19 protein-coding genes and 1 pseudogene are annotated in these 21,645 nt (G+C 60.0%); 16 read left to right on the top strand and 4 right to left on the bottom strand.

The features are described from left to right. Window positions 1-92: 92 nt before the first annotated feature. The gene (rhaS, locus tag M0D67_RS28235; protein WP_266240565.1) at window positions 93-1,100 is read left to right on the top strand and encodes a rhamnose ABC transporter substrate-binding protein; all 1,008 of its coding nucleotides are present in this window, start codon (window positions 93-95) and stop codon (window positions 1,098-1,100) included. A 302-nt stretch (window positions 1,101-1,402) separates the two neighbouring features. Then, complete coding sequence (locus M0D67_RS28230; RefSeq protein WP_266240564.1) at window positions 1,403-1,750, top strand: host attachment protein; 348 nt, start codon at window positions 1,403-1,405, stop codon at window positions 1,748-1,750. 92 nt (window positions 1,751-1,842) lie between these two features. Here M0D67_RS28230 and M0D67_RS28225 read toward each other — a convergent pair whose 3' ends face one another. Further along, window positions 1,843-2,181 (bottom strand): DUF6566 family protein, encoded by a 339-nt coding sequence (locus tag M0D67_RS28225; RefSeq protein ID WP_233464730.1) that lies wholly within the window; start codon window positions 2,179-2,181, stop codon window positions 1,843-1,845. Window positions 2,182-2,410: 229 nt separating this feature from the next. On the opposite strand from M0D67_RS28225, the gene M0D67_RS28220 reads away from it, so the two are divergent. The 11 genes from M0D67_RS28220 (at window position 2,411) to M0D67_RS28170 (ending at window position 14,910) form a co-directional block, all read left to right on the top strand. Then, complete coding sequence (locus M0D67_RS28220) at window positions 2,411-2,662, top strand: hypothetical protein (protein WP_154558420.1); 252 nt, start codon at window positions 2,411-2,413, stop codon at window positions 2,660-2,662. A gap of 28 nt (window positions 2,663-2,690) precedes the next feature. Continuing rightward, the gene (locus M0D67_RS28215; protein ID WP_171928835.1) at window positions 2,691-2,891 is read left to right on the top strand and encodes a hypothetical protein; all 201 of its coding nucleotides are present in this window, start codon (window positions 2,691-2,693) and stop codon (window positions 2,889-2,891) included. 144 nt (window positions 2,892-3,035) lie between these two features. Further along, on the top strand, window positions 3,036-3,416 hold the full coding sequence (locus M0D67_RS28210) for a TraR/DksA family transcriptional regulator (protein ID WP_171928836.1): 381 nt from the start codon (window positions 3,036-3,038) through the stop codon (window positions 3,414-3,416). 450 nt (window positions 3,417-3,866) lie between these two features. Beyond that, window positions 3,867-6,656, top strand: a complete 2,790-nt coding sequence (locus M0D67_RS28205) for an ATP-dependent Clp protease ATP-binding subunit (RefSeq protein WP_266240563.1) — start codon at window positions 3,867-3,869, stop codon at window positions 6,654-6,656. 251 nt (window positions 6,657-6,907) lie between these two features. Then, complete coding sequence (locus M0D67_RS28200; RefSeq protein ID WP_266240562.1) at window positions 6,908-9,190, top strand: FdhF/YdeP family oxidoreductase; 2,283 nt, start codon at window positions 6,908-6,910, stop codon at window positions 9,188-9,190. Window positions 9,191-9,310: 120 nt separating this feature from the next. After that, window positions 9,311-10,699, top strand: coding sequence for a cytochrome ubiquinol oxidase subunit I (locus M0D67_RS28195; RefSeq protein ID WP_171928839.1), 1,389 nt, complete (start codon window positions 9,311-9,313; stop codon window positions 10,697-10,699). 4 nt (window positions 10,700-10,703) lie between these two features. Next, a complete protein-coding gene (cydB, locus tag M0D67_RS28190; protein ID WP_154558426.1) occupies window positions 10,704-11,711 on the top strand; it encodes a cytochrome d ubiquinol oxidase subunit II in 1,008 nt (335 codons plus the stop codon). 37 nt (window positions 11,712-11,748) lie between these two features. Then, window positions 11,749-12,660 carry a bestrophin family protein gene (locus M0D67_RS28185; RefSeq protein WP_171928849.1) on the top strand — a complete coding sequence of 304 codons (912 nt, stop codon included), beginning with the start codon at window positions 11,749-11,751 and terminating at the stop codon, window positions 12,658-12,660. 257 nt (window positions 12,661-12,917) lie between these two features. Next, the gene (moaA, locus tag M0D67_RS28180) at window positions 12,918-14,000 is read left to right on the top strand and encodes a GTP 3',8-cyclase MoaA (protein WP_266240610.1); all 1,083 of its coding nucleotides are present in this window, start codon (window positions 12,918-12,920) and stop codon (window positions 13,998-14,000) included. 45 nt (window positions 14,001-14,045) lie between these two features. Next, a complete protein-coding gene (locus M0D67_RS28175) occupies window positions 14,046-14,597 on the top strand; it encodes a molybdenum cofactor biosynthesis protein MoaE (RefSeq protein ID WP_171928841.1) in 552 nt (183 codons plus the stop codon). 55 nt (window positions 14,598-14,652) lie between these two features. Beyond that, a complete protein-coding gene (locus M0D67_RS28170; RefSeq protein ID WP_171928842.1) occupies window positions 14,653-14,910 on the top strand; it encodes a MoaD/ThiS family protein in 258 nt (85 codons plus the stop codon). 90 nt (window positions 14,911-15,000) lie between these two features. On the opposite strand, the gene M0D67_RS28165 is transcribed toward M0D67_RS28170, so the two are convergent. Next, window positions 15,001-16,428, bottom strand: coding sequence for a PLP-dependent aminotransferase family protein (locus tag M0D67_RS28165; protein WP_266240561.1), 1,428 nt, complete (start codon window positions 16,426-16,428; stop codon window positions 15,001-15,003). Window positions 16,429-16,701: 273 nt separating this feature from the next. Here M0D67_RS28165 and M0D67_RS28160 point away from each other — a divergent pair, with 273 nt between their 5' ends. After that, window positions 16,702-17,691, top strand: a complete 990-nt coding sequence (locus tag M0D67_RS28160) for a LysR family transcriptional regulator (protein ID WP_266240560.1) — start codon at window positions 16,702-16,704, stop codon at window positions 17,689-17,691. Between the two features lie 70 nt (window positions 17,692-17,761). Here the strand turns inward: M0D67_RS28160 and M0D67_RS28155 are convergent, their stop codons facing one another. Together M0D67_RS28155 and M0D67_RS28150 are read right to left on the bottom strand one after the other, a co-directional pair. Further along, window positions 17,762-18,565 (bottom strand): family 1 encapsulin nanocompartment shell protein, encoded by an 804-nt coding sequence (locus M0D67_RS28155; protein ID WP_154558431.1) that lies wholly within the window; start codon window positions 18,563-18,565, stop codon window positions 17,762-17,764. Continuing rightward, the gene (locus tag M0D67_RS28150; RefSeq protein WP_171928845.1) at window positions 18,558-19,616 is read right to left on the bottom strand and encodes a Dyp-type peroxidase; all 1,059 of its coding nucleotides are present in this window, start codon (window positions 19,614-19,616) and stop codon (window positions 18,558-18,560) included. The genes M0D67_RS28155 and M0D67_RS28150 overlap by 8 nt, the downstream gene beginning before the upstream one ends. A 542-nt stretch (window positions 19,617-20,158) precedes the next feature. Here M0D67_RS28150 and M0D67_RS28145 point away from each other — a divergent pair. Further along, window positions 20,159-21,025, top strand: a pseudogene (locus M0D67_RS28145) (LysR family transcriptional regulator); the annotation flags it as partial. Further along, complete coding sequence (locus M0D67_RS28140; RefSeq protein WP_308112606.1) at window positions 21,020-21,628, top strand: DUF1269 domain-containing protein; 609 nt, start codon at window positions 21,020-21,022, stop codon at window positions 21,626-21,628. The pseudogene M0D67_RS28145 and the gene M0D67_RS28140, both read left to right, overlap by 6 nt. The last annotated feature ends 17 nt before the right edge of the window (window positions 21,629-21,645 follow it).

Below are 21,645 nucleotides of genomic sequence, written 5' to 3'. Positions count from 1 at the left end.
TTCTCTTAAAACCGGCTCCACAAGAAATACCCAATACCAAATACCGACAACCCGGACAGCATGTCGTCCAACAACAAAGCAGGAGACAGCTCATGTTCAATCCTCTACGTCACATCGGCAAGACCGCGCTTTGCATTGCGCTAGTCGCGATCAGTTGTGCCGCGTCCGCGGCGGGCCTGAAAAGCGGCCTGAAGATTGCCTTCGTGCCGAAGCAGATCAACAACCCCTATGAAGTGATTGCGGACGACGGCGGCATGGCCGCGATCAAGGAGTTCAGCGGGGTGGGCAAGGTCGTGGGACCGTCGGATGCGGGCGCCTCGTCGCAAGTACAATACATCAACACGCTGATCACGCAGCGGCAGGACGCGATCGTGATCGCGGCCAACGACGCGAACGCGGTCGTGCCGTATCTGAAGAAAGCGATGTCGCAAGGCATCAAGGTCGTGACCTTCGACTCCGACACGGCGCCTGAAGGCCGTCAGCTTTTCGTCAACCAGGCGAACGCGGAGGGTATCGGGCGGGGACAGATCCAACTGGTCGCGAAACTGATGGGCGGCGAGGGTGAGTTTGCCGTGCTGTCGGCCACGCCTAACGCGACGAATCAGAATACGTGGATCAAGTGGATGCAGGAGGAGTTGAAAAAGCCCGAGTACTCGAAGATCAAGCTCGTGAAGATCGCGTATGGCAACGACGACGACCAGAAGTCGTTCGTCGAAACGCAGGGCTTGTTGCAGGCGTATCCGAATCTGAAGGCGATTGTTGCGCCCACCACGGTGGGCATTGCAGCGGCGGCACGTTATATCTCGTCCTCGTCGAGCAAGGGCAAGGTACAGGTGACCGGCTTGGGCACCCCGAATCAGATGCGTGCGTTCGTGAAGAACGGGACCGTCAAGGCGTTCCAGTTGTGGGATCCGAATCAGCTCGGCTATCTGGCGGCTTATGCGGCAGCGGCGCTGTCCTCGGGGACGATTGCCGGCAAGGAAGGCGAATCGTTTGATGCCGGCAAGCTCGGCAAGCGCACGATCGGCCCGCAAGGCGAAATCATTCTCGGACCGCCGACCACGTTCGACGCGAGCAATATCGACAACTTCAATTTCTAGGCAGCGAGCGGGGCGCCGCAATTCGGGTACGGGATATGCGTGCCGGCCGGGCCAACCGGGAGCCGCTGCGGATATGCGCGGGAGGCGTTGGCGTGAACTTTAAGACCTATACTATGAATCGGTAAATCGACCGTGGGCGTAGCGGGTCCGAACTGCTATCTTGAGTGAGCGCCGTTCGGACCACGGATGATCATTGACGCAGCAGTTGGCGGCCGCGGTTTTCGGCGAGGACGAAGACGAGCAGTCTGAACGGATGCCGTACACGCAGATAAATCCCTGCTTAGAGGTGCATGATGATCGGAATGACGTGGCTTGTTGTGGCTGACGGAGGCCGTGCGCGTGTTTTCCAGACGCCGGGACTCACGCTCGACTTGCATGAAAAAGAAAGTCTCATCAACACTGAATATACCGGCACGATGCTGACGGAAAAGGACCGCGAGAAATTCGCGAAGCGCGTTGCCGAGTATCTGGAGGCAGGGCGGCTCCATCAACTCTACAATCGGCTAAGACTTGCCATCGAGCCGAAGTTTCTCGGCATGGTCAAAGCGGATCTCAGCGAGGAAACCCGTCGGTTGATATTCGAGCAAACCAGCGAGGATCTGTCGACGCTCAATGCCCGGCAAATTGAGGCGCACCTGCGGCGACACTGATCGGCTTCCTTCGGTGTGATATAGCCTTCACACAGTCAACCCGACCTGGCCACGGATCGTGGCCTCGCAGGGTTTCTGTGTTGATGTGTTATCTACACGCTGGTTTCCGAGCTACCCGATTCCTCGGCATCACGGAACCAGGTTTCCGCATGAGACCGCTCGGCAACCCATGAGCGAGACGGCGGCGTGTTGAACTCGCGATCGATGAACCGGCATCCCCATTCGACCCCGTCTCTTGCCGCCTCCTCTTCGGTTAGCCACTCGGGTTGAACGGTCATGGGACGAATATCGACGACTGTTCGGGTGCCGTGACTCACACTGACACTTGCGATCCAGGCGCCGAGCTTGTTGCGCTCAGGGCGCACGGCGATTTCGTATTCGCCGTAAGAAACAGTGCGTGTTGGCATCGTTTTCTCCTTTGCAGCGGTCATGATCGATATCCGCCCGCAACGCAGCGTGCGGGCCTCTCTTCTAGCGCCATCATGCCGTAACTCCAGCAGTCCGACACGCGGATTATTGAGGTTCAGTGACAAACCGGTAGGCGTATTTCACCAATATCTAGCATCGAAGAAACCCATGTTCACATGAACATGACTTGCTCATAGACTTCGAGTACAAAAGAATCGTGAGGCTCAAACTTTTCGGTTGACGGGAGGTTTCATGGCACAGAATGAACTTTCGTATCGGCGGTTCCAGATCGCCGCAACGATCTCACCGCTGCAGGGTAACCGGGGGATCGTCACGGTCGATGTCACAACCTCGGATCAGGAACGCATCGCCGATCTGGGAACGGCCCGCTTTCTCCATGTGGAACGATGGGTTGAAAGAAATGAGCCCGCTTTCCTTCAGGTCGTTGTGGACGAGTGCAAGGTCGCTATCGACCACTATGCGGACAACGTCGACGACAGTTGACTCTCCGTATCTCGCATGAGGTGTTGCCATGCAGCAGGAATTCGATTTCTACATCAACCTGAAGAAACCGACACTCGGTCTCTATGTGCGCGCCGGGGCGGGCCTTCCCGACCTCGTCGACACCAGTGACTGGCAACTCAATGGACACGTGTGGCAAAGCGAGCTGACGCCAGACATTCTGAAGGGGCTCGAGGCGAACGGCCATGCGTTTCAGGAACTGGGCGCCTGATCGTTCGTGCCACGGCGAATTGGTGAGTAGAGCACGCCGTTCCGAAACGGCCGAGATAGCACTTTGATCTCTACAAATTAGTACTATTCTTGCCTTAGGCTGGGTTAGCGCGCTGTCGCCTGATATAGGGCGAGGGAGAGAACCATGTCGGAGCAGCAGGGCACGTTGAGTGACGAGTTCATCGCGCAGCAGCGCAAGCGCCTCCTCGCGTTACGCCAGGAACTGTTGGGTGGAGAGGAGAATACGATCGCGGACGAGCGAACAGCCGAGGAGCAGCACGGCGACGAAGCGCACGAGTTCGAGGACGAGGCGCAGGGCATGGCGCAGAACGAGGTCAACCAGGCGCTGCACGACGTGAACGACCAGCGCATCAGCGATATCGAGCGGGCGCTGCAGAAGATCGACGAGGGGACCTACGGTCTCTCCGATGCGAGTGGTGACCCGATACCGAAAGCCCGGCTCGAAGTCGCCCCGGAAGCGATCCTGACTGTTGAAGAGCAGAGCCGTCGCGAGACCGGTAAATGAGGGCGTCCAACGCCGCTGTGCTGTCGGGAATGGCCGTGATGCGGTCCTGAAGCCGGGCCGCGAAATCCTGTTCCATGAGGCCCCGGTGGCAGATTGCGCCAATGCCTATCATCGGAAAAACCAATGTTCCATTATTCACAAACCCCTCATAGAATCCAAGGGCGGATTTGGGGTTTCGTTATGCTAATCATGTTGATATCGACGTTGTAACCGATCCGTATTGTTCAGACAGTGCTCGTCGAGCACGAACACCTGCTCCGCGCCGATGCTTAAACCGCGCTCGATGAGCTATCACTATCACGGGTCCCCGGTTATTGAGCCAGACAAACGGACCATGAACAGAAACTCAGCTGACCTGTTGGCGAAGCCCGCCAAGCCTTCGCAACTCATATGACCGCGCCCCATAACCTTTTACGTAGCCGGATGCCTTAACCGAAAAGGTGACTCCCGATGCCAGCCCTCTGCGAAATCTGTAATGCCCGACCCGCTGTCGCCCGTGTAACCGTTGTGCAAAACGGGGAGCGGAAATCCTTATCGATCTGCGACTACGACTACCGGCAACTAATGCGGCATCAAAGCATGCAGAATCCGTTCGATTCATTGCTGGGGGGCGGCGGCCTGTCGCGCTTCTTCGGCGGCATGGAGGATGGGGCCGAGGACGATGACGCTGGATACGCCGAAGTGCCGCGTGAATCGGTCGATGCCACGGATGCTTTCAGCGAGCAGACGCTCGAATTGTTGCAGCGCGCCGCGGAAAAGGCACACGAACTTGGCCGTAACGAACTCGACACCGAACACCTGCTGTACGTGCTCGCGGACACGGATGTGTGCGCGGCGTTGCTGAAGGAACTCAAGCTGTCGCCGCAGGACATCAAGGCTTACATCGATCAGCATGCGCAGAAGGGAAAGGGCGATCCTGACTCGCCGGTCGACAAGATGACCGTGTCGCCTCGTTTGAAAAAGGCGTTCCAATATGCGTTCCAGGCGTCGCGCGATCTGGGGCATTCATACGTTGGCCCGGAACATCTGCTCATTGGGCTTGCTGCCGTGCCGGACAGTATCGCGGGCACATTGCTGAAGAAATATGGCGTGACGCCGGAAGCGTTGCGGCAGAAAGTCGTGAAAGTCGTCGGTAAAGGGGCGGAGGACGGTCGCGTCGACGCGCCAACCGGCACGCCCAACCTTGACAAGTTCGGGCGCGACCTCACGGCGATGGCACGTCAGGGCAAACTCGACCCGGTGCTCGGCCGCGCGCAGGAAATCGAAAGCACGATCGAGGTGCTCGCGCGGCGCAAGAAGAACAACCCCGTGCTGATCGGCGAGCCGGGTGTCGGCAAGACGGCGATCGTCGAGGGCCTGGCGCAACGCATCATCAACGGCGACGTGCCTGAAGTGCTGCGCGGCAAGCGGCTCGTCGAAGTCAACATCAACTCGATGGTGGCAGGCGCGAAGTATCGCGGCGAATTCGAGGAGCGCGCCAAGCAGTTGATCGATGAGGTCACGGCCAAGAAGGACGAACTGATCCTGTTCATCGATGAACTGCACACGATCGTGGGCGCGGGACAAGGCGGGGGAGAAGGCGGCCTCGACATCGCGAACGTGCTCAAGCCCGCGCTTGCGCGCGGCGAGCTCAGTCTGATCGGCGCAACGACACTCAACGAGTATCAGAAGTACATTGAAAAGGACGCAGCGCTTGAGCGGCGCTTCCAGCCGGTGTTGGTGCCGGAACCGACGGTCGACCAGACCATCGTCATCCTGCGCGGCCTTCGCGACAAGCTCGAGGCACACCACCAGGTGACTTTCGCCGACGATGCGTTCGTTGCGGCGGCCGAACTGTCGGATCGCTACATTACATCGCGCTTTTTGCCTGACAAGGCCATCGACCTGATTGACCAGGCGGCGGCACGCGTGCGCATAGGCGCGACCTCGCGTCCCGCGGCCATCCAGGAGCTCGAAGCCGAAATCGCCCAGATGAAGCGTGAGCAGGATTATGCGTCCTCGCGCAAGCGATTCGATGAAGCGAAGGCTTTCGAGGCAACTATCGGCGAAAAGCAGGCGAAGCTCGACGAGCAGATGGAAGCATGGCAGCGCAAGACCGGTTCGGAGACGCTCGAAGTGACCGTGCAGTCAATCGCCGAAGTGGTGTCGCGTCTTACCGGCATTCCCGTCACGGAACTCACGCAGGAAGAGCGCCAGAAGCTGCTGGATATGGAGAAGAAGCTGCGCGAACGCGTGGTAGGCCAGGACGACGCGGTGATTGCCGTGAGCGATGCTGTACGCCTGTCACGTGCCGGACTCGGCCAGACGAACCGGCCGATCGCGACGTTCCTGTTCCTCGGACCCACGGGCGTCGGCAAGACCGAACTCGCGAAGGCGCTGGCAGAAACCGTGTTCGGCGACGAGCAGGCGGTTGTTCGTATCGACATGTCCGAGTACATGGAGCGTCACGCGGTTGCACGGTTGATCGGCGCTCCTCCGGGCTACGTCGGTTACGACGAGGGCGGGCAACTGACCGAGCGCGTCCGGCGGCGCGCTTACTGCGTGATCCTGCTTGACGAGATCGAGAAGGCGCACCCCGACGTGTACAACGTGCTGCTGCAGGTGTTCGACGACGGGCGGCTGACCGACGGCAAGGGCCGTGTGGTGGACTTCAGCAACACGATCATCATTGCGACGAGCAACCTCGGCGCGTCGATCATCATGGACAACCTAGAGAAACCCGAGGGGGACCGTCAGACCGAGAAAGCAATCCGCGAGGAATTGATGGGGGTGCTCAAGGGGCACTTCCGGCCGGAATTCCTGAACCGGATCGACGAGATCATCGTCTTCCACGGACTCTCGCGCGACAACATCCGCTCGATCGTGCAGATCCAGCTCGAACGGGTCGTGCGCACCGCCGCCGCGCAGGACATTACCCTCAAGATAGACGAATCGGTTGTCGATCACCTCGCCGATGCCGGTTACCGGCCGGAGTTCGGTGCACGCGAGTTGAAGCGCCAGATTCGTCAGGAACTGGAAACGCGGCTTGCGAAGGAGATTCTCAGCGACGCCTTGAAGTCCGGCGACAGCGTCGAGGTCAGTTACGACAAGGACAGCGGCGAAGTGAAGTTCAGCAAGAGCGAGGCGCCGCCTACGCCTAAGGCGACGGGCGCGAAGGGTAGCAACGGACGTGTGAAGAAGAAACCGTCCAAAGAGGTCAGTAGCCCCGAGGCAACGGAAAGCGCCCATTCGAAGGGATGAGGTGCGTAACCCTCTGGGAGACGCCGCTACGTCATTGCCGGTGGTGTGCGGGCTCCCAGTCTGGGCGACACAGGCGGTGTGACCGCACTTGTACTGCCTTTACTGTGCACGCTCGCCACGGGCCGATCTGTACCTTTCGCAGCGTATCAACCCAGCTAGACTGATTCCGTATTCACGCTTTATGCCGTGAGGCGACGTACCCTCAATCTGGATAGCCATCAGGCATCCTAATAAAGGCCATGGAGTATCAAATGACCACACGACGAGAAGTTCCTGGAATCCGACCATATGACGGACCCGCTGGCGGTTGGGGGGCGCTCCGGGCGACAGCTCAAGCCGTCCGAACCCAAATGGAAAGCATCGAGGCGCCGATCACGTTGATGCGGACCAATCAGCCCGACGGTTTCGATTGTCCGGGTTGTGCGTGGCCTGACAAGGAGCATAAGTCCACGTTCCAGTTCTGCGAGAACGGCGCCAAAGCGGTCACATGGGAAGCGACGACCAAGCGCGTGACGCCGGAGTTTTTCGAGAGCAACACGGTGTCGTCGCTGCTGCAACGGACGGATTACGAACTGGAGGATCTTGGCCGGCTGACGCATCCGCTCGTCTACGACCGCGCCACGGACAAATTCCGGGAGGTCGAATGGGAGGACGCATTTGCTCGCATTGGTGAAGTGCTGCGCGGGTTGTCCTCGCCCAACGAAGCCGAGTTCTATACCTCAGGCAGAGCGTCGAACGAGGCCGCCTACCTCTTTCAGTTGCTCGCGCGGGAATATGGCACCAACAATTTCCCGGATTGCTCGAACATGTGCCACGAGCCGACCAGCGTTGGCTTGCCCCAGTCGATCGGGATCGGCAAAGGCACGGTATCGCTGGATGATTTCGACAAGACCGAACTGATCCTCTCGATCGGCCACAACCCCGGCACGAATCACCCGCGCATGATGGGGACGCTCCACGAATGCTCGCGGCGCAACGTGCCGATCATCGTGTTCAATCCGCTGCGCGAGCGCGCGCTGGAGCGCTTCGCCGATCCGCAGAGCGTTTTCGAAATGGCGACCTTTGCGTCGACCCGAATCGCGTCGACCTATTTTCAGCTCGACGCCGGCGGAGACGCCGCCGCGCTCAAAGGCATCATGAAGGCGCTCCTGCAGATGGACGCGGAACAGGGCAACACTGTCCTGGACCACGAGTTCATTGCAACGCATACCCAAGGGTTCGACGCGTTTGCGGCCGATCTGGAAGCGACGTCATGGGACGATATCGAAAAGGCCAGTGGACTCACGCGTGAGGATATCGACGAGGTTGCGATTGCCTATGCAAAATCCAATGCGACGATTGTCACGTATGGCATGGGCGTTACCCAGCATAACAAAGGCACCGCCAATGTCCGTCTGATTGCGGATCTGTTGTTATTGCGCGGCAACATCGGTAAACCCGGTGCAGGCATCTGTCCTTTGCGCGGGCATTCCAACGTGCAGGGGAACCGCACGGTCGGTATCACCGAAAAACCGTCTGCCACCTTCCTCAAGCAGATCGAAGATGTATTCGGCTTCAAGCCGCCCGCCGCGCACGGACACGATGCCGTCCAGGCGATGCAGGCGATGATCGACGGTACGGCCAAGGCCCTGATTTGCCTGGGTGGAAACTTCGCAGTCGCGTTACCCGATTCCGAGCAGTGCTTTCCGGCAATGGGTAAGCTCGATTTGAGCGTTCATCTCGGTACCAAGCTCAATCGTTCGCACCTGCTGGTGGCAAAAGAAACGTACGTGCTGCCTGTGGTGGGGCGCACGGAACTGGATATCCAGGCGACCGGCCGGCAATCCATTACGGTCGAGGATTCCATGTCGATGGTCCACGCTTCTTCCGGCAAGCTGAAGCCTGCTTCCGAACACCTGCTATCCGAGCCGGCGATCGTCGCCGGTATTGCGCGAGCTGCGTTGCCGAACAGCAAGGTGGCATGGTCGGAACTGGTTGCCGATTACGACAAGATCCGGGACCTGATCGAGCAAACCGTGCCGGGATTCGAGGCATTCAATGCCCGAATCAGGGTGCCCGGAGGATTCCGTATGCCGCTTCCTCCGACGGAACGCGTGTGGCCCACGCCGTCAGGCAAGGCGATGTTCTCGGTGTACGGCGGGGTGAAGGAAGATGCAGACGTTTTCGGCGCTGAAAATGTGCTGCGTCTCATCACGATCCGCAGCCACGACCAGTACAACACCACCATCTATGCCATGGACGATCGTTACCGTGGTGTGTTCGGCCGGCGTGACGTGCTGTTTATGAACGAAGACGATCTTGCCGCACGTGGACTCGAGCATGGCGATCTGGTCGACATTGAAACGATTTCAGCGGGCAGGCAGCGTAGCTTGAAGAAAATAACGGTAATTGCTTACAACATCGCGCCGGGTTCAGTGGCGGCATACTATCCTGAAGCCAACGTGCTGGTGCCGCTCGACTTCATCGACAAGGAGAGCGGTACGCCTTCGTACAAGTCTGTTCCGGTTCATGTTGTGCGCTCGGCAGACGCCTGACTTTGAGCGATAGCGGGTCGATCAACCGGGCGTGCGCGTCCAGTTGACCGGCCTGCCGGATAGCGGGCGTGAACGCCGTTTTACGCAAATTCTGTTGTCACCTGGAGCCATTGATCGATCATGGAAATCTTCGATGCATTCCACCTTGCCAGGCTGCAGTTTGCGTTCACCGTTTCATTTCACATTATCTTTCCCGCGATCAGTATCGGCATGGCGAGTTTCCTCGCCGTGCTGGAATGGCGCTGGCTGCTCACCGGCGACGTGGCCTACAAGGACATGTTCCAGTTCTGGTCGAAGATCTTCGCGGTCGGCTTCGGAATGGGGGTGGTCTCGGGCGTGGTGATGGCCTACGAGTTCGGCACCAACTGGAGTGGATTTTCCAGCGTGGCCGGCAACGTCACGGGGCCGCTCCTGACCTATGAGGTGCTGACGGCGTTCTTTCTCGAGGCCGGCTTTCTCGGCGTCATGCTGTTTGGCTGGCAACGCGTCAGCCCACGCGCGCACTTCTTCGCCACGCTAATGGTTGCGGTGGGCACGCTCATTTCCACGTTCTGGATTCTCGCGTCGAATAGCTTTATGCAGACGCCGCAAGGATTCGCCATCGAGCATGGTCGGATCGTACCGGTCGACTGGATGAAGGTGATTTTCAATCCGTCGTTTCCGTATCGCCTCGCGCATATGACCATTGCCGCGTTCATTGTCGCGGGCTTCATCGTTGCTGCGTGCGGTGCGTGGCATCTGTTGCAGGGCCGGCGCGACAAACCCGTCATGCGTAGTTTTTCGATGGCGCTGTGGATCCTGCTGTTCCTGACACCGATACAGATTTTCGTTGGCGATGCGCACGGACTCAACACGCGCAAATATCAGCCGGCCAAAATCGCCGCAATCGAAGGCCTGTGGGAAACCGAGCACGGGGGCACCGCGCTCAACCTGGTCGGCCTGCCCGACATGAATGCGGAAGTGACGCGATATACGATCCAGATACCGCATCTGGGCAGCCTGATCCTGACTCACAGTTGGGATGGCGAGATTCGCGGCCTGAAAGAGTTTCCGCCGGAGGACCGTCCGTATTCGCCGATCGTGTTCTGGACTTTCCGGGTCATGGCGGGTCTCGGCATGCTGATGCTGTTGACGGCGCTGCTTGGCTTACTGCTCAGACTGCGTGGCCGTCTCTACGAGACGCGCTGGTATCAGGGTTTCGTCCTGTGCATGGGACCTTCTGGAATCGTGGCGCTATTGGCGGGGTGGATAACGACGGAGGTCGGCCGTCAACCCTGGACGGTCTACGGTGTCCTGCGTACAGCGGACTCCGTCTCGCCGGTCAGTTCCCAGCAAGTCGGCGTTTCCCTGCTGATCTTTGTGCTGGTGTATTTCCTGGTGTTCGGCATGGGTTTCTACTACATGATGAAGATGATGAAACGCGGACCAGAGGAGCACGTCGAGCGCCGCGAGTCCCGCCGGCATCCGGTCCTGCGTAATCGCCCGTTGGACGCACTGGAAGGGGAGTGACACCATGCAAATCGATCTTCCTGTTGTGTGGGCCGCGATCATCGGACTCGGCGTTTTCATCTACGTGATGCTGGACGGCTTCGATCTCGGCATCGGCCTGCTGTTTCCGTTTTTCGAGGAGAAAGGCGACCGGCAAGTGATGCTCAATACCATCGCGCCCGTCTGGGACGGCAACGAGACATTCCTCGTGCTCGGCGGCGCCGGGCTTTACGGGGCGTTCCCGGTGGTCTATTCGACGCTGCTGCCGGCGAACTATCTCCCGCTGATCCTGATGGTCATCGGCCTGATCTTCCGCGGGGCGGCCTTCGAACTGCGTGCCAAGGCCGTCAGGACCCAGCACGCGTGGGATCTCGCCTTCATTGGCGGTTCCGCGCTCGCGGGGCTTTGCCAGGGCATCGTGCTGGGGTCGCTGCTGCAGGGCATCAAGATCGTCGATGGCCGCTTCGCCGGTGGGCCGTTCGACTGGCTCTCGCCGTTCAGCCTGTTCTGTGGAATCGGCGTGCTCACTACGTATGCGACGCTCGGTTGCGGCTGGCTTGTCCTGAAGACCGATGGAGAATTGCAGCGCAAGATGCGCGAGGTGATGCGGCCGCTCGTGAGCATCCTGCTCGGGGTGATGGTTGTCGTGAGTCTATGGACGGTAATCGGCTTGCCGGCGGTTGCACATCGCTGGTTTGGAAGCGGCAATCTCGGCTGGTTCCTGCCGGTGCCGATTCTTGTTGTCGCCTGTGTGTGGGGCGTCTTCCGTTCGCTTCGCCAGAAGCACGAGGCGACGCCGTTCCTGCTCACGCTCGCGCTGTGCTTTCTCGGCTATAGCGGCTTGCTCATCAGTATCTGGCCGAACATCGTTCCGCCGTCGCTGACGATCTGGGAAGCCTCGTCGAGCCACTCGAGCCAACTGTTCGCGCTGGTCGGCACGGTGATCGTACTGCCGATCATCCTCGTCTACAACGTCATGCAGTATCGCGTGTTCCGGGGCAAGGTGCGGGAAGGGGATGCCGGTTACCACTGAGGGTGACGGCGAAGTCAGACCATTAAAAGAGCACATTATGATTGTGAGGCCAGGGCAGAACTGGTTCCGGCTGCTGTTTGTCTGGAACGGTTCCGTGTTGCAGTCGATTATTCCGCAGTTGGTTTTTATGGCGGCCGTCAGTAGTCTCGCTGTGATGACGCAAGGGCGCATTTTCGGCGAAAAGATCCCGCTCAATACGGCGCCGTTCACATTGTTTGGCCTGGCCCTTGCGATCTTCCTGGCGTTCCGCAACAACGCAAGTTACGAGCGGTTCAATGAGGCGCGCCATCTCTGGGGCAGCATCCTGATCTCGGCGCGGGCGCTGACTTCGCAGATGCTGTGTTATGTCCCGCGGAGCGATCACCACGTTCAAATGGCTCATACGCTGATTGCGAGTGTGTACGCGTTGAAACATCAACTGCGTGGGACCGACCCGACTTCCGATCTCGTTCGCTTTCTCGGACGCACGCGAACTGAGGCGTTGCAGCACACCTGCTACAAACCGACCGCGCTGCTCAATGAGCTTCGTCGCGCCTTTGCCGATCTGCAGGTTCGGGCCTTGATGTCGGATACCCAGCTCTGGATGTTGGACGCGCAGATCAACGAATTGGGAAGAACCGTGGGAGGCTGCGAACGGATCGCCTCCACGCCGATTCCATTTGCCTACAGTGTGTTGCTGCACCGCACCGTCTACGCCTATTGCGTTTTGCTGCCGTTCGGTCTGGTCGATTCGACGGAGTTCTTCACACCGCTTCTTTGCGTTTTCATTTCCTATACGCTCATTGCGCTTGAAGCGATCGCTAGCGAAGTCGCCGAGCCTTTTACAGTCGCGCCGAATGCGCTGGCGCTTGACGCCATGACCCGCAACATCGAGCGTTCTATTCTCGAACTGTGTGGCTGTGAACTTCCCGCCGAGGTCGTGCCGGTGCGCGCGTATCAGTTGACTTAGGGGGCGTTCTTCGACGCGTCCGGTCAATCTGCCCGGCAGGGCGTGCGCCAGCCTCGCCGTCATACCCGATACGGCGCGCGAACTGTACTCCTGAAATTCGGCACAGACTGTGCGTCCCGAGGACGAGTCTGACGCACTATCCTGCCACCAAGTCATTGACGGACCGGCGGCCGTCCCGGTCAGACAAGATCGACTGCCGCCAACGCCACATCCCGCCGCCCACCTTCGGATAGATCGTGAACATCGTCCACCAACCCATACTCGCCGACACAGCATCGCGCCATGGCGTATCCGCCGGTGATGTCACGACCACGCTCGACACGCTCAATCGTCCGCTGCGGGATCTACGTCTGTCCGTCATCGATCAATGCAATTTCCGCTGTACGTACTGCATGCCGCGGGAGACCTTCGGCGCAGACTACCGGTTCCTGCCGTCTTCGGAACGCCTGTCGTTCGAACAGATGCTCAAGCTCGCGAAAGCATTCGCGCTGCTCGGAGTGGAGAAGATTCGCATCACCGGCGGCGAGCCGCTTCTGCGGCGTGGGCTCGAATCCCTGATCGAACAGCTCGCGAAACTGACCACAGCCAGCGGCAAACCGCTGGAGCTCGCGCTGACGACAAACGGCTCCCTGCTTGCCGCAAAGGCGCGTTCGTTGCGCGACGCCGGCCTCGGTCGCGTGACGGTGAGCCTCGATGCCGTGGACGAAGCCGTATTCCGACGGATGAGTGACGTCGACATGCCTGTGTCGCGAATCCTGGACGGGATCGAGGCCGCGCGTGCGGTGGGACTCGACCCGGTCAAGGTCAACGCCGTGATCGAGCGAGGCGCCAACGACAGCCAGATCCTGCCGCTCGTGCGGCTGTTCAAGGGCACCGGCGTGGCGGTGCGCTTCATCGAATTTATGGACGTTGGCGGCGCGGGCGGCTGGTCGAACACGAAGGTGATCACGGCTCGCGAGACGCGCAACATCGTCGAATCGGCGTTTCCTCTCGTCCCCGTCGTCGTTCGCGAACAGACGGGCACCGCGGTCAACTATCGCCATGCCGACGGCACAGGCGAAGTCGGCTTCATCGCGAGCGTGTCCCAACCGTTCTGCGGGTCGTGTTCGCGCGCTCGCGTATCGGCCGATGGTCAACTTTATTCATGTCTTTTCGCCACACATGGCACGGACCTCAGGCCCTGGCTCACTGAGGCCGCTTCAGTCGAGCAGCTGGCTGGGGTCGTCCGCAGCCGGTGGATCCAGCGCGACGATCGCTACTCCGAGCTTCGCTCGACACCGCGCAGGCCAGGATCGGGGAAAGCCTATCCCACCGTCCGCATGTCGCTGGTCGGCAGTTGACGCCTGGCGAGTCCTTGCGAAGCAGACAGAGACCGGAGTTCTGCCATGACAACACCGTCGCCCAGCGATCGCACACAGCCTGACGCGGCGCATGCCGGCAAGCGTGCAATCGATCCAGCGCTTGTGCAGGCCACCATCGCGTCGGGCTTCGAAGTACGGGTCCAGTTTCAGCCGATCGATATCCAGTCGGAAATCATGCCGGTCACGCGCAATCCCAACGTGGGCGCCATCGTGAACTTCCTCGGCGTGGTGCGTCATTGCGGTGATTTCGACGACTTAGTCGCACTCGAGATCGAGCACTATCCGGGGATGACCGAGCAGTCGTTCAGCAGCATCGTCGAAGAAGCTATCGCACGATGGCACCTGGAGGCGGTGAAGATCGTGCATCGGGTGGGCCGCGTCGCGCTTGGCGAGGCGGTGGTGCTCGTCGTGGTCGCCGCGCCGCATCGCAGGGCGGCATTCGACGCGTGCGAATTCCTGATGGACTTCCTGAAATCCCATGCACCGCTGTGGAAGAAGGAAATCCGCCGTGACGGCGAGGTCAGATGGGTCGAGGCCAAGACGCGCGACGAACAGTCGATGCTGCGGTGGGGGTGATGCGCGATTCGCTCACAACGTGCGCCCACATCGTGCTGGCAACAGGAACAGACGAATGAAACTCACTATCAGATATTTTGCTAGCGTTCGTGAACAACTCGGCATCTCGCAGGAGATTGTGCACATTGACGCGCCCGAGCTCCCCGTGGACTCCCTGCGCGTCAGGCTCGCGTCGAGAGACGAGCGGATGGCCGAGGCACTGCGCGCGGGCCGGCCGCTTCGCACAGCCGTCAATCACGAGATGGTCGCCGACACGTTTGTCGTGCGCGAGGACAGCGAAATCGCGTTCTTTCCGCCGGTCACGGGGGGCTGAGGCTCCTCCCCTCAAGATCCAGATTGGGCCGCGCGGAGTTCACCCGCGCCCCACACGCGCTAAGGTCGTGGCCAGCGTATCAGCGTGCCGCTACCGGGCGCACATCGCGACGAGCTTGCCCACAGTAACCACCGCCTGTTCGATCTCGCTTGACCAGGGGCTGCTGTAATTGAGGCGGATGAAGTTCCGATAGGTCGTCTCCGAGACCGAGAACATGTAGCCCGGTCCGATGGTGATACCTTGATCGAGCGCGAGGTTATAAAGCCGCATCGCGTCGACCTTGGGCGGCAGTTCGATCCACAGCACGTATCCGCCCGCGGGATTGGACATGCGGGTGCCTTCAGGAAAGAAACGCGAGACGGTCGCCTTCATCAGATTGGCCTGCTGCGCATACGCTCTGCGAACCCTTCGCAGGTGATGCTCGTAGCCATCGCGCTCGAGGAATTCCGCAATCGCCATTTGCGGGATCGACGGAGAGGTCAGCGTATTCAGGAACTTGAGTTTCTCCACCTGATCGCGATATCGTCCCGGCAGCGCCCAACCAATCCGGTAGGCTGCCGTGAGAGTCTTCGAAAACGACCCGCAGTGAAGCACCAGCCCCTTCGTGTTGAATGACTTCAACGTGCTGGGATGCGTGTTGTCATAGTGAAGCTCGTTGTAGACACCATTCTCGATGACCGGAATGTCCCGCTTCGTCAGGAATTCCACGAGTTCGCGCTTGCGTTCGTCGGGCATCAGAAAACCCAGCGGATTCTGGAAGTTCGGCATGACCATGCAGGCCGTGATGGTCTGCGACTCCACGATGGCGGCGAGCGCTTCAATATCGATGCCGTGCTCCGGATGCGTCGACACCTCGATCGCTTTCATGCCCATCCGTTCGATCGCGTGGAGCATCGCGTAGAACGTCGGTGACTCGACCGCGATCACGTCGCCGGGCTTCGCGACCGCCTGCAGGCACAGATTGATCGCCTCAGTTGCGCCGACCGTGATGATGATCTCGTTCGGATCGACGGCCATGCCGTTCTCGAGGTAGCGTCGCGCGATCTGGCGCACAAGCGCCGCATTGCCGGGCGGTAGCGCGTCGGTCACGCCCCAGCGCGTCTTGCCGCGTCCCGCGTCGTAAGCGTAGCGGTTGAGCCTTTCGAAGGGGAAGAGGCCGGGGTCGGGGTAGGGCGAACCGAGCGGCACGGCATCGTCGACACCGATCGAGCGCAAGGTGGACAGCACCAGCCGGCTGACGTCGACCGGCGACGAGATCGGAATCGGCTTCGATGGCCTGAGTTCGAGCGTTTTCCGTTCGCCCCCTTCGCCCCTGAAATTGACGAAATAGCCCGACTGAGGCCTCGCCGTCAGCAAACCGCGGCTTTCGAGCAGCAAATAGGCGCGGATGACAGTCGTCACGCTGAGCCGATGCTGCTGGCTGGTCTGCCGTACCGATGGGAGGCGTTCGCCATGCCCGTACACGCCTTGCCGGATCAGCTTCTCGATGTCATCTGCCAGCATCTCGTAGAGATTCATCGGATGATTCCCTTAGCGTTCCGCAGCGGCACGTTGCATCGACCTCTCCCCTGGCTTGCACGCGCTCGCCTCGCCATGCCGCCGCCCGGTGCAAGGAGCGTAGCAGAACTGTACTGACCCGAGTCGGCCCGATGTGTGCACTCTGCGACTGATGGCCCGGCCTTAACCTGTTCTCCATCGAATACGCATTGCCAGGTCGCCCCGCAGGGGCCTGCCGATGCGTAAAAACTGGTTCGAATGATGCGAGATCGGTACAAAGGGAGGTTGGGCACTATGAATCTGCTAGAAGCCATGCGGATTTACGTCAGGGTGGTTGAGCGCGAGAGTATTTCCGGGGCGGCACGGGACCTCAATATCGGGCAGCCGGCCACAAGCGAGCGTATCGAGCGGCTGGAGAAGTACCTTGGCTGCCGGCTCCTGCTCCGTAGCGCACGCGCTTTCAATTGCACGCCAGAAGGCGTCACGTTCTACGAGCGTAGCAAAACGATTCTGCTCGCCGTGGAGCAGGCGGTCGCTGAAGTGTCGAACGACCAGCAGGATCTCAAGGGAACGATTCGCATCGCGGCGCCTCATTGCTTTGGCGAGACGGTCGTGCCGCAAGCGTTGACCCTGGTGCGCGCAGCCTATCCGCAACTGGATCTGGAACTGGTCCTGAACGACAGGATCGTCGACCTCGTGACGGAGGGCGTCGATATTTCGTTTCGTCTTGGGCAACTTGGGGAAGGGGCATTCATTGCCCGTCAACTGGGGCACGTTGGGCGTGTTCTCGTCGCCGCGCCAGGCTACCTGAGCCAGCACGGTCCGATCACCGAGCCGTCTGAACTGGTAAAGCATCCGTTCATCCGGGTCCAAGGTATGTTCGGCACGGAACAGTTGCCGCTCAGGCACATGGCGACTGTTGTGGAGAGCGCGCCGATCCGTACCGCAATCAAGACCAGTCATTGGCGGCCCATGTATGAAATGATCCTTTCGGGTGCCGGCATCGGAGTGCTGGAAGAGCCGGCATGCGTCGACGCGCTTGCAGAGGGCAGGCTCGTGCGCATACTGCCGGAATTCGAGGTGCTGCCCTTCGATCTGAATGTACTGATTCAGGCGCAACGTCCGGTGCCGCCACGGGTACGGATGATGGTGACGATGTTGAGAAAGTGCACGTCGGAAATCCTGGAGAGGGTGCAGGTCGACTGCGGCGAAGTGACGAGTCGCTTTGAAGTACTTCCCGACGATGATGTGTCTGCACTTCTAACACCATCGTTGCGGGCCTGAACACGCAACGATGGCTGAGGCTGGGAGATCTGGCAACCCCCAGCAACCGATAGCAGGAATCGGAAGGCGCTTACTCTGCCTGCGTCAACGACACCGACGCTTCGCTCGTCAGCATCAGGAATGTCAGCGTCTCGCACAGATAGAGGCGCACTACGGTGTCGGTATGGCTCACGTATCCGATCGACAGCTCTTCGCCAAGATGTAACTCGAAGTCGCCACCGCGCGTGGATAGCACGCTGCCGCCGGCAAGCGCGGGCGCCCAGATGATGTCGCCATTCACGATCCGCTTGATGTGCTCGATCACCGGATAGCCCTGATCGCGCGCCTCGCCGAGCGCTGTATATGCGTCGGCGCCGAGCAATACGGAATAGGGCCCGTCGACGCCCGCAAGCCGCAGCTCTTCGAGCGCGTTGCTGATCGTGTTCGGATAATCGCTGATGTCGGCCGGCAGCGCGAGCGCCGGATTCGACGAGCCTTCGCGAAGGCCACCTATGCCCGCAGCCTTATATCCATCGAAAATCGCACGGTCTTCGGCATAGGCGAGCTGCTTGGCTGCTTCCTTCGCGGGCTGCCAGTCGGCATCTTTCGCGCCGCGCACGACGCTGTCGATCGCTTCGCGCTGCAGCTCGAACGGCACGGTCAACTGCACGAGGCTCTTTACCTCAGCCAGTTTCGCCAAGACGCCCTGCTGCGGCGCGGCGATCGCGACCTGATGCCCCGTGCCGACGCCGGACAGTTCGGTTCCGCCGGGACCCTTGACGTCGACCACACGACGGCCGGCGACGCTGCGCTTGAACGTGCGAGCCACTTCGTCTTCGAGCTGCGACCAGGCGGCACGGGAGATGGGGGCAAGCTCGCGATGCAGATTATTCATGTTGAGAGATTCCCTTGAGAGAGCCAATATTCAGCGAGCCGTCGTGACGCGGCTCGGCGGATGAAGACGGTTCGGGTCGTTGCTCGACTGCGCCGGCAGCCGCTTGCGGATCGCGATCTGCGAGCGCCTCGAGCAAGGTGGCCGACGGGATGAAGAAGAGGCTGCCCGTGACCGCGCGGCTGTAGTCGAGCAGCCGGTCGTAGTTGCCCGGCGGCCGCCCGACGAACATGTTCTCCATCATCTGCTCGATAGGCTCGGGCGAACGGGCATAGCCGATAAAGTAGGTGCCGAACTCTCCCATGCCGGGGCGGCCGAATGGCATGTTGTCGCGGAGGATTTTCACTTCCTCGCCGTTCTCGGTGATCGTGGTGAGCGAGCTGTGTGAACACGACGGTTTGACCGCTTCGTCGAGTTCGATGTCGGCCAGTTTCGTGCGGCCGATAATGCGCTCCTGGGTCTCAACGGAAAGCGCGTTCCAGCCGGTCATGTCGTGCAGGTACTTCTGCACGATGACATAACTGCCCGCCTCGAACTCCGGGTCCTCATCGCCGATGCGGGTGAAATCGACGGCCTCACGACCCGCCGGATTCTCGGTGCCGTCGACGAAGCCCACCATGCTGCGCAGATCGAAGTTGCGAAAACCGTGTACTTCGTCGATGACTGAGACCGCCGTACCGAGCCGTCCTGTCAGTTGCGTGGCGAGCTCGAAGCAGAGATCCATCTGATCTGCGCGGATGTGCAGCAGGATATCCCCCGGCGTACTCACGGCGCGACGTTCGCCTGCGCCGAATTCGCGGAACCGATGCAGGCACGCTGGGCGCGGGGCGCCGAACAACGTGTCCCACACGTCGGAGCCAAAGCCGACAACGCACGACAGGTTGCCGGAGGGGACGCGCTTGCCGACCGAGCGTACCAGGGCGGCAACGTCCCCGCACCACGCGCGCACCTGTTCAGCGGGCTCCTGGCCTGGCGCGAGGGTCGCGACGATGAAGATCGCGCTACGTGTGATGTCATTACAGACGGCTTGCGATTCTGGGGTGTCTTTGGGCATCGGATTGAATATTGATGAACCGTTATTGATTCCGGGAATGGAGCGAATGTCTTTCCGCCTTTGTGATCATCTGTCTAAGGCGCGCGCAAATTTTTCGTGCGGATGATTGAAGCATGTGTGCTGTTACAGCCGCTGCAAGCACACGTGAAGAGTTGCTTCGTCATCAGGAGGTGCGCAGATATACGTGACATTGTCGATGTTCAACTATGCGTCCAGAGATGTTATACCGCCCAGGCACATTATGGAAACAGTGCAAAGGATCTGGGTGAGTCCGAATGCGGCATCCCGAGGCCAGACGGGCGACCCGATTGCGTTTTGCATGCTCGCCGGCCGGCAACGTATCAAGCGGCGTCAGGTGAGATCATGTGCCGATAATGTTCGACATTGTTTTGTCGCAAATCTCTGCTTCTCATTCGATACTTCATATCGGACCTGACGGTCTTCTATTCTCCTGTCATATCGTTACCATCCGTTCAGGCCTGTCTTTCGCAGCAAGAAAGGCGGCGCCAAATAATTCGCATTGCGAATGGAGGTAGCGTGCGGTGAATCTGTTCGAAGCCATGCGCATCTACGTCAGGGTGGTTGAGCGTGGGAGTATCTCCGGCGCGGCTCGGGACCTCAATATCGGGCAGCCGGCCGCAAGCGAACGCATCGAGCGGCTGGAGAAGTACCTTGGCTGCCGGCTCCTGCTCCGTAGTGCACGCGCTTTCAATCGCACGCCCGAAGGCGTCACCTTCTACGACTGTAGCAAGAGGATTCTGCACGCCGTGGAACAGGCGGTCGCTGAAGTGTCGAGCGACGAGCAGGGTCTCAAGGGAACGATTCGCATCGCGGCGCCCCACTGCTTTGGCGAGACGATCGTACCCGAGGCGTTGACGCTGGTGCGGGCAAGCTATCCACAGCTGGATCTGGAACTGGTCCTGAACGACCGGATCGTCGACCTCGTGACGGAGGGCGTCGATATTTCGTTTCGTCTTGGGCAACTTGGAGAAGGGGCATTCATTGCTCGTCAATTGGGGCAGGTTGGGCGCGTTCTTGTTGCCGCGCCAGGCTATCTGAGCCTGCACGGTCCGATCACCGAGCCGTCTGAGCTGGTCAAGCACCCGTTCATTCGGGTTCAGGGCATGTTCGGCACCGACCAGTTGCCGCTCAGGCACATGGCGACCGTTGTGGAGAGCGCGCCGATCCGTACCGCAATCAAGACCAGTCATTGGCGGCCCCTGTATGAAATGATTCTCGCGGGTGCCGGCATCGGAGTGCTGGAAGAGCCGGCGTGCGTCGATGCGCTCGCAGCGGGCAAGCTGGTCCGAATCCTGCCGGCTTTCGACGTGCCGCCATTCGAACTGAATCTCCTGAGTCAGACACAACGCCAGATACCCATGCGGGTACAACTGATTGTGACGATGCTAAACCATTGCACGCCGGAAATCCTCGGCAGAGCGCGCGCTGAGGTCAAAGCTCACTTCGACCGATACCATAAATCGGAAATAAACAAATGGCACGCGATGCGAAAGTCACTATCTTTGATAGACAACGTTGGCGAGTCAAGGAGCTATCAAATGGCACAACAGTTGATCGTCGCGGTTTTCGACAGTGTGGACGTAGCCGAAAGAGCCGGTCGGGATTTCAGGAATTTTGAGGAAAAAGACCTTGGTTTCAAAATCGAGAGCGGCGTGCTGGTTCAAAAGGACGCCACGGGTAAGCTGATCCTGCTCGACAAGCAAACCCGGCCGTTTTGGGGCACAGTGATCGGTGCGCTGACGGGCGGTTTGATCGGGATGCTTGGCGGACCGGCAGGGGCGCTACTTGGCTTCACGATAGGGGCAAGCGGTGGACTGGCCGAGCACGCGATCAAGGACACGTTCGACGACGATCTGGTCGCATCGATATCCGGCAAACTGACCCCTGGCCACGTGGCATTCATCCTCGAGGCGCAGGAGGCGTCACCGTTTGAAGTCGACAATATCGTGCTCGGTTACGGCGGGAGTGTGTTTCGCAAACCACTTGCCTGACCGGGTGCATTCTTCAG

Origin of the sequence: Paraburkholderia sp. SECH4 (genome assembly GCF_030511745.1) — a bacterium.
In the GTDB taxonomy this organism is placed as follows: Bacteria; Pseudomonadota; Gammaproteobacteria; order Burkholderiales; family Burkholderiaceae; genus Paraburkholderia; species Paraburkholderia madseniana.
Note: the sequence above shows the minus strand (reverse complement) of the source record. Positions and strands in the feature narration are given on the sequence as shown.

Excerpts from the sequence above, each read along its gene's own strand:
- M0D67_RS28220 (WP_154558420.1), top strand. The coding sequence starts at position 2,411 with ATGGCACAGAATGAACTTTCGTATCGGCGGTTCCAGATCGCCGCAACG.
- M0D67_RS28150 (WP_171928845.1), bottom strand. The coding sequence starts at position 19,616 with ATGCCCAAAGACACCCCAGAATCGCAAGCCGTCTGTAATGACATCACA.
- M0D67_RS28210 (WP_171928836.1), top strand. The coding sequence starts at position 3,036 with ATGTCGGAGCAGCAGGGCACGTTGAGTGACGAGTTCATCGCGCAGCAG.
- M0D67_RS28195 (WP_171928839.1), top strand. The coding sequence starts at position 9,311 with ATGGAAATCTTCGATGCATTCCACCTTGCCAGGCTGCAGTTTGCGTTC.
- M0D67_RS28205 (WP_266240563.1), top strand. The coding sequence starts at position 3,867 with ATGCCAGCCCTCTGCGAAATCTGTAATGCCCGACCCGCTGTCGCCCGT.
- M0D67_RS28175 (WP_171928841.1), top strand. The coding sequence starts at position 14,046 with ATGACAACACCGTCGCCCAGCGATCGCACACAGCCTGACGCGGCGCAT.
- rhaS (WP_266240565.1), top strand. The coding sequence starts at position 93 with ATGTTCAATCCTCTACGTCACATCGGCAAGACCGCGCTTTGCATTGCG.
- cydB (WP_154558426.1), top strand. The coding sequence starts at position 10,704 with ATGCAAATCGATCTTCCTGTTGTGTGGGCCGCGATCATCGGACTCGGC.
- M0D67_RS28160 (WP_266240560.1), top strand. The coding sequence starts at position 16,702 with ATGAATCTGCTAGAAGCCATGCGGATTTACGTCAGGGTGGTTGAGCGC.
- M0D67_RS28140 (WP_308112606.1), top strand. The coding sequence starts at position 21,020 with ATGCTAAACCATTGCACGCCGGAAATCCTCGGCAGAGCGCGCGCTGAG.
- M0D67_RS28215 (WP_171928835.1), top strand. The coding sequence starts at position 2,691 with ATGCAGCAGGAATTCGATTTCTACATCAACCTGAAGAAACCGACACTC.
- M0D67_RS28170 (WP_171928842.1), top strand. The coding sequence starts at position 14,653 with ATGAAACTCACTATCAGATATTTTGCTAGCGTTCGTGAACAACTCGGC.
- M0D67_RS28230 (WP_266240564.1), top strand. The coding sequence starts at position 1,403 with ATGACGTGGCTTGTTGTGGCTGACGGAGGCCGTGCGCGTGTTTTCCAG.
- M0D67_RS28200 (WP_266240562.1), top strand. The coding sequence starts at position 6,908 with ATGACCACACGACGAGAAGTTCCTGGAATCCGACCATATGACGGACCC.
- M0D67_RS28225 (WP_233464730.1), bottom strand. The coding sequence starts at position 2,181 with ATGACCGCTGCAAAGGAGAAAACGATGCCAACACGCACTGTTTCTTAC.
- M0D67_RS28155 (WP_154558431.1), bottom strand. The coding sequence starts at position 18,565 with ATGAATAATCTGCATCGCGAGCTTGCCCCCATCTCCCGTGCCGCCTGG.
- M0D67_RS28165 (WP_266240561.1), bottom strand. The coding sequence starts at position 16,428 with ATGAATCTCTACGAGATGCTGGCAGATGACATCGAGAAGCTGATCCGG.
- M0D67_RS28185 (WP_171928849.1), top strand. The coding sequence starts at position 11,749 with ATGATTGTGAGGCCAGGGCAGAACTGGTTCCGGCTGCTGTTTGTCTGG.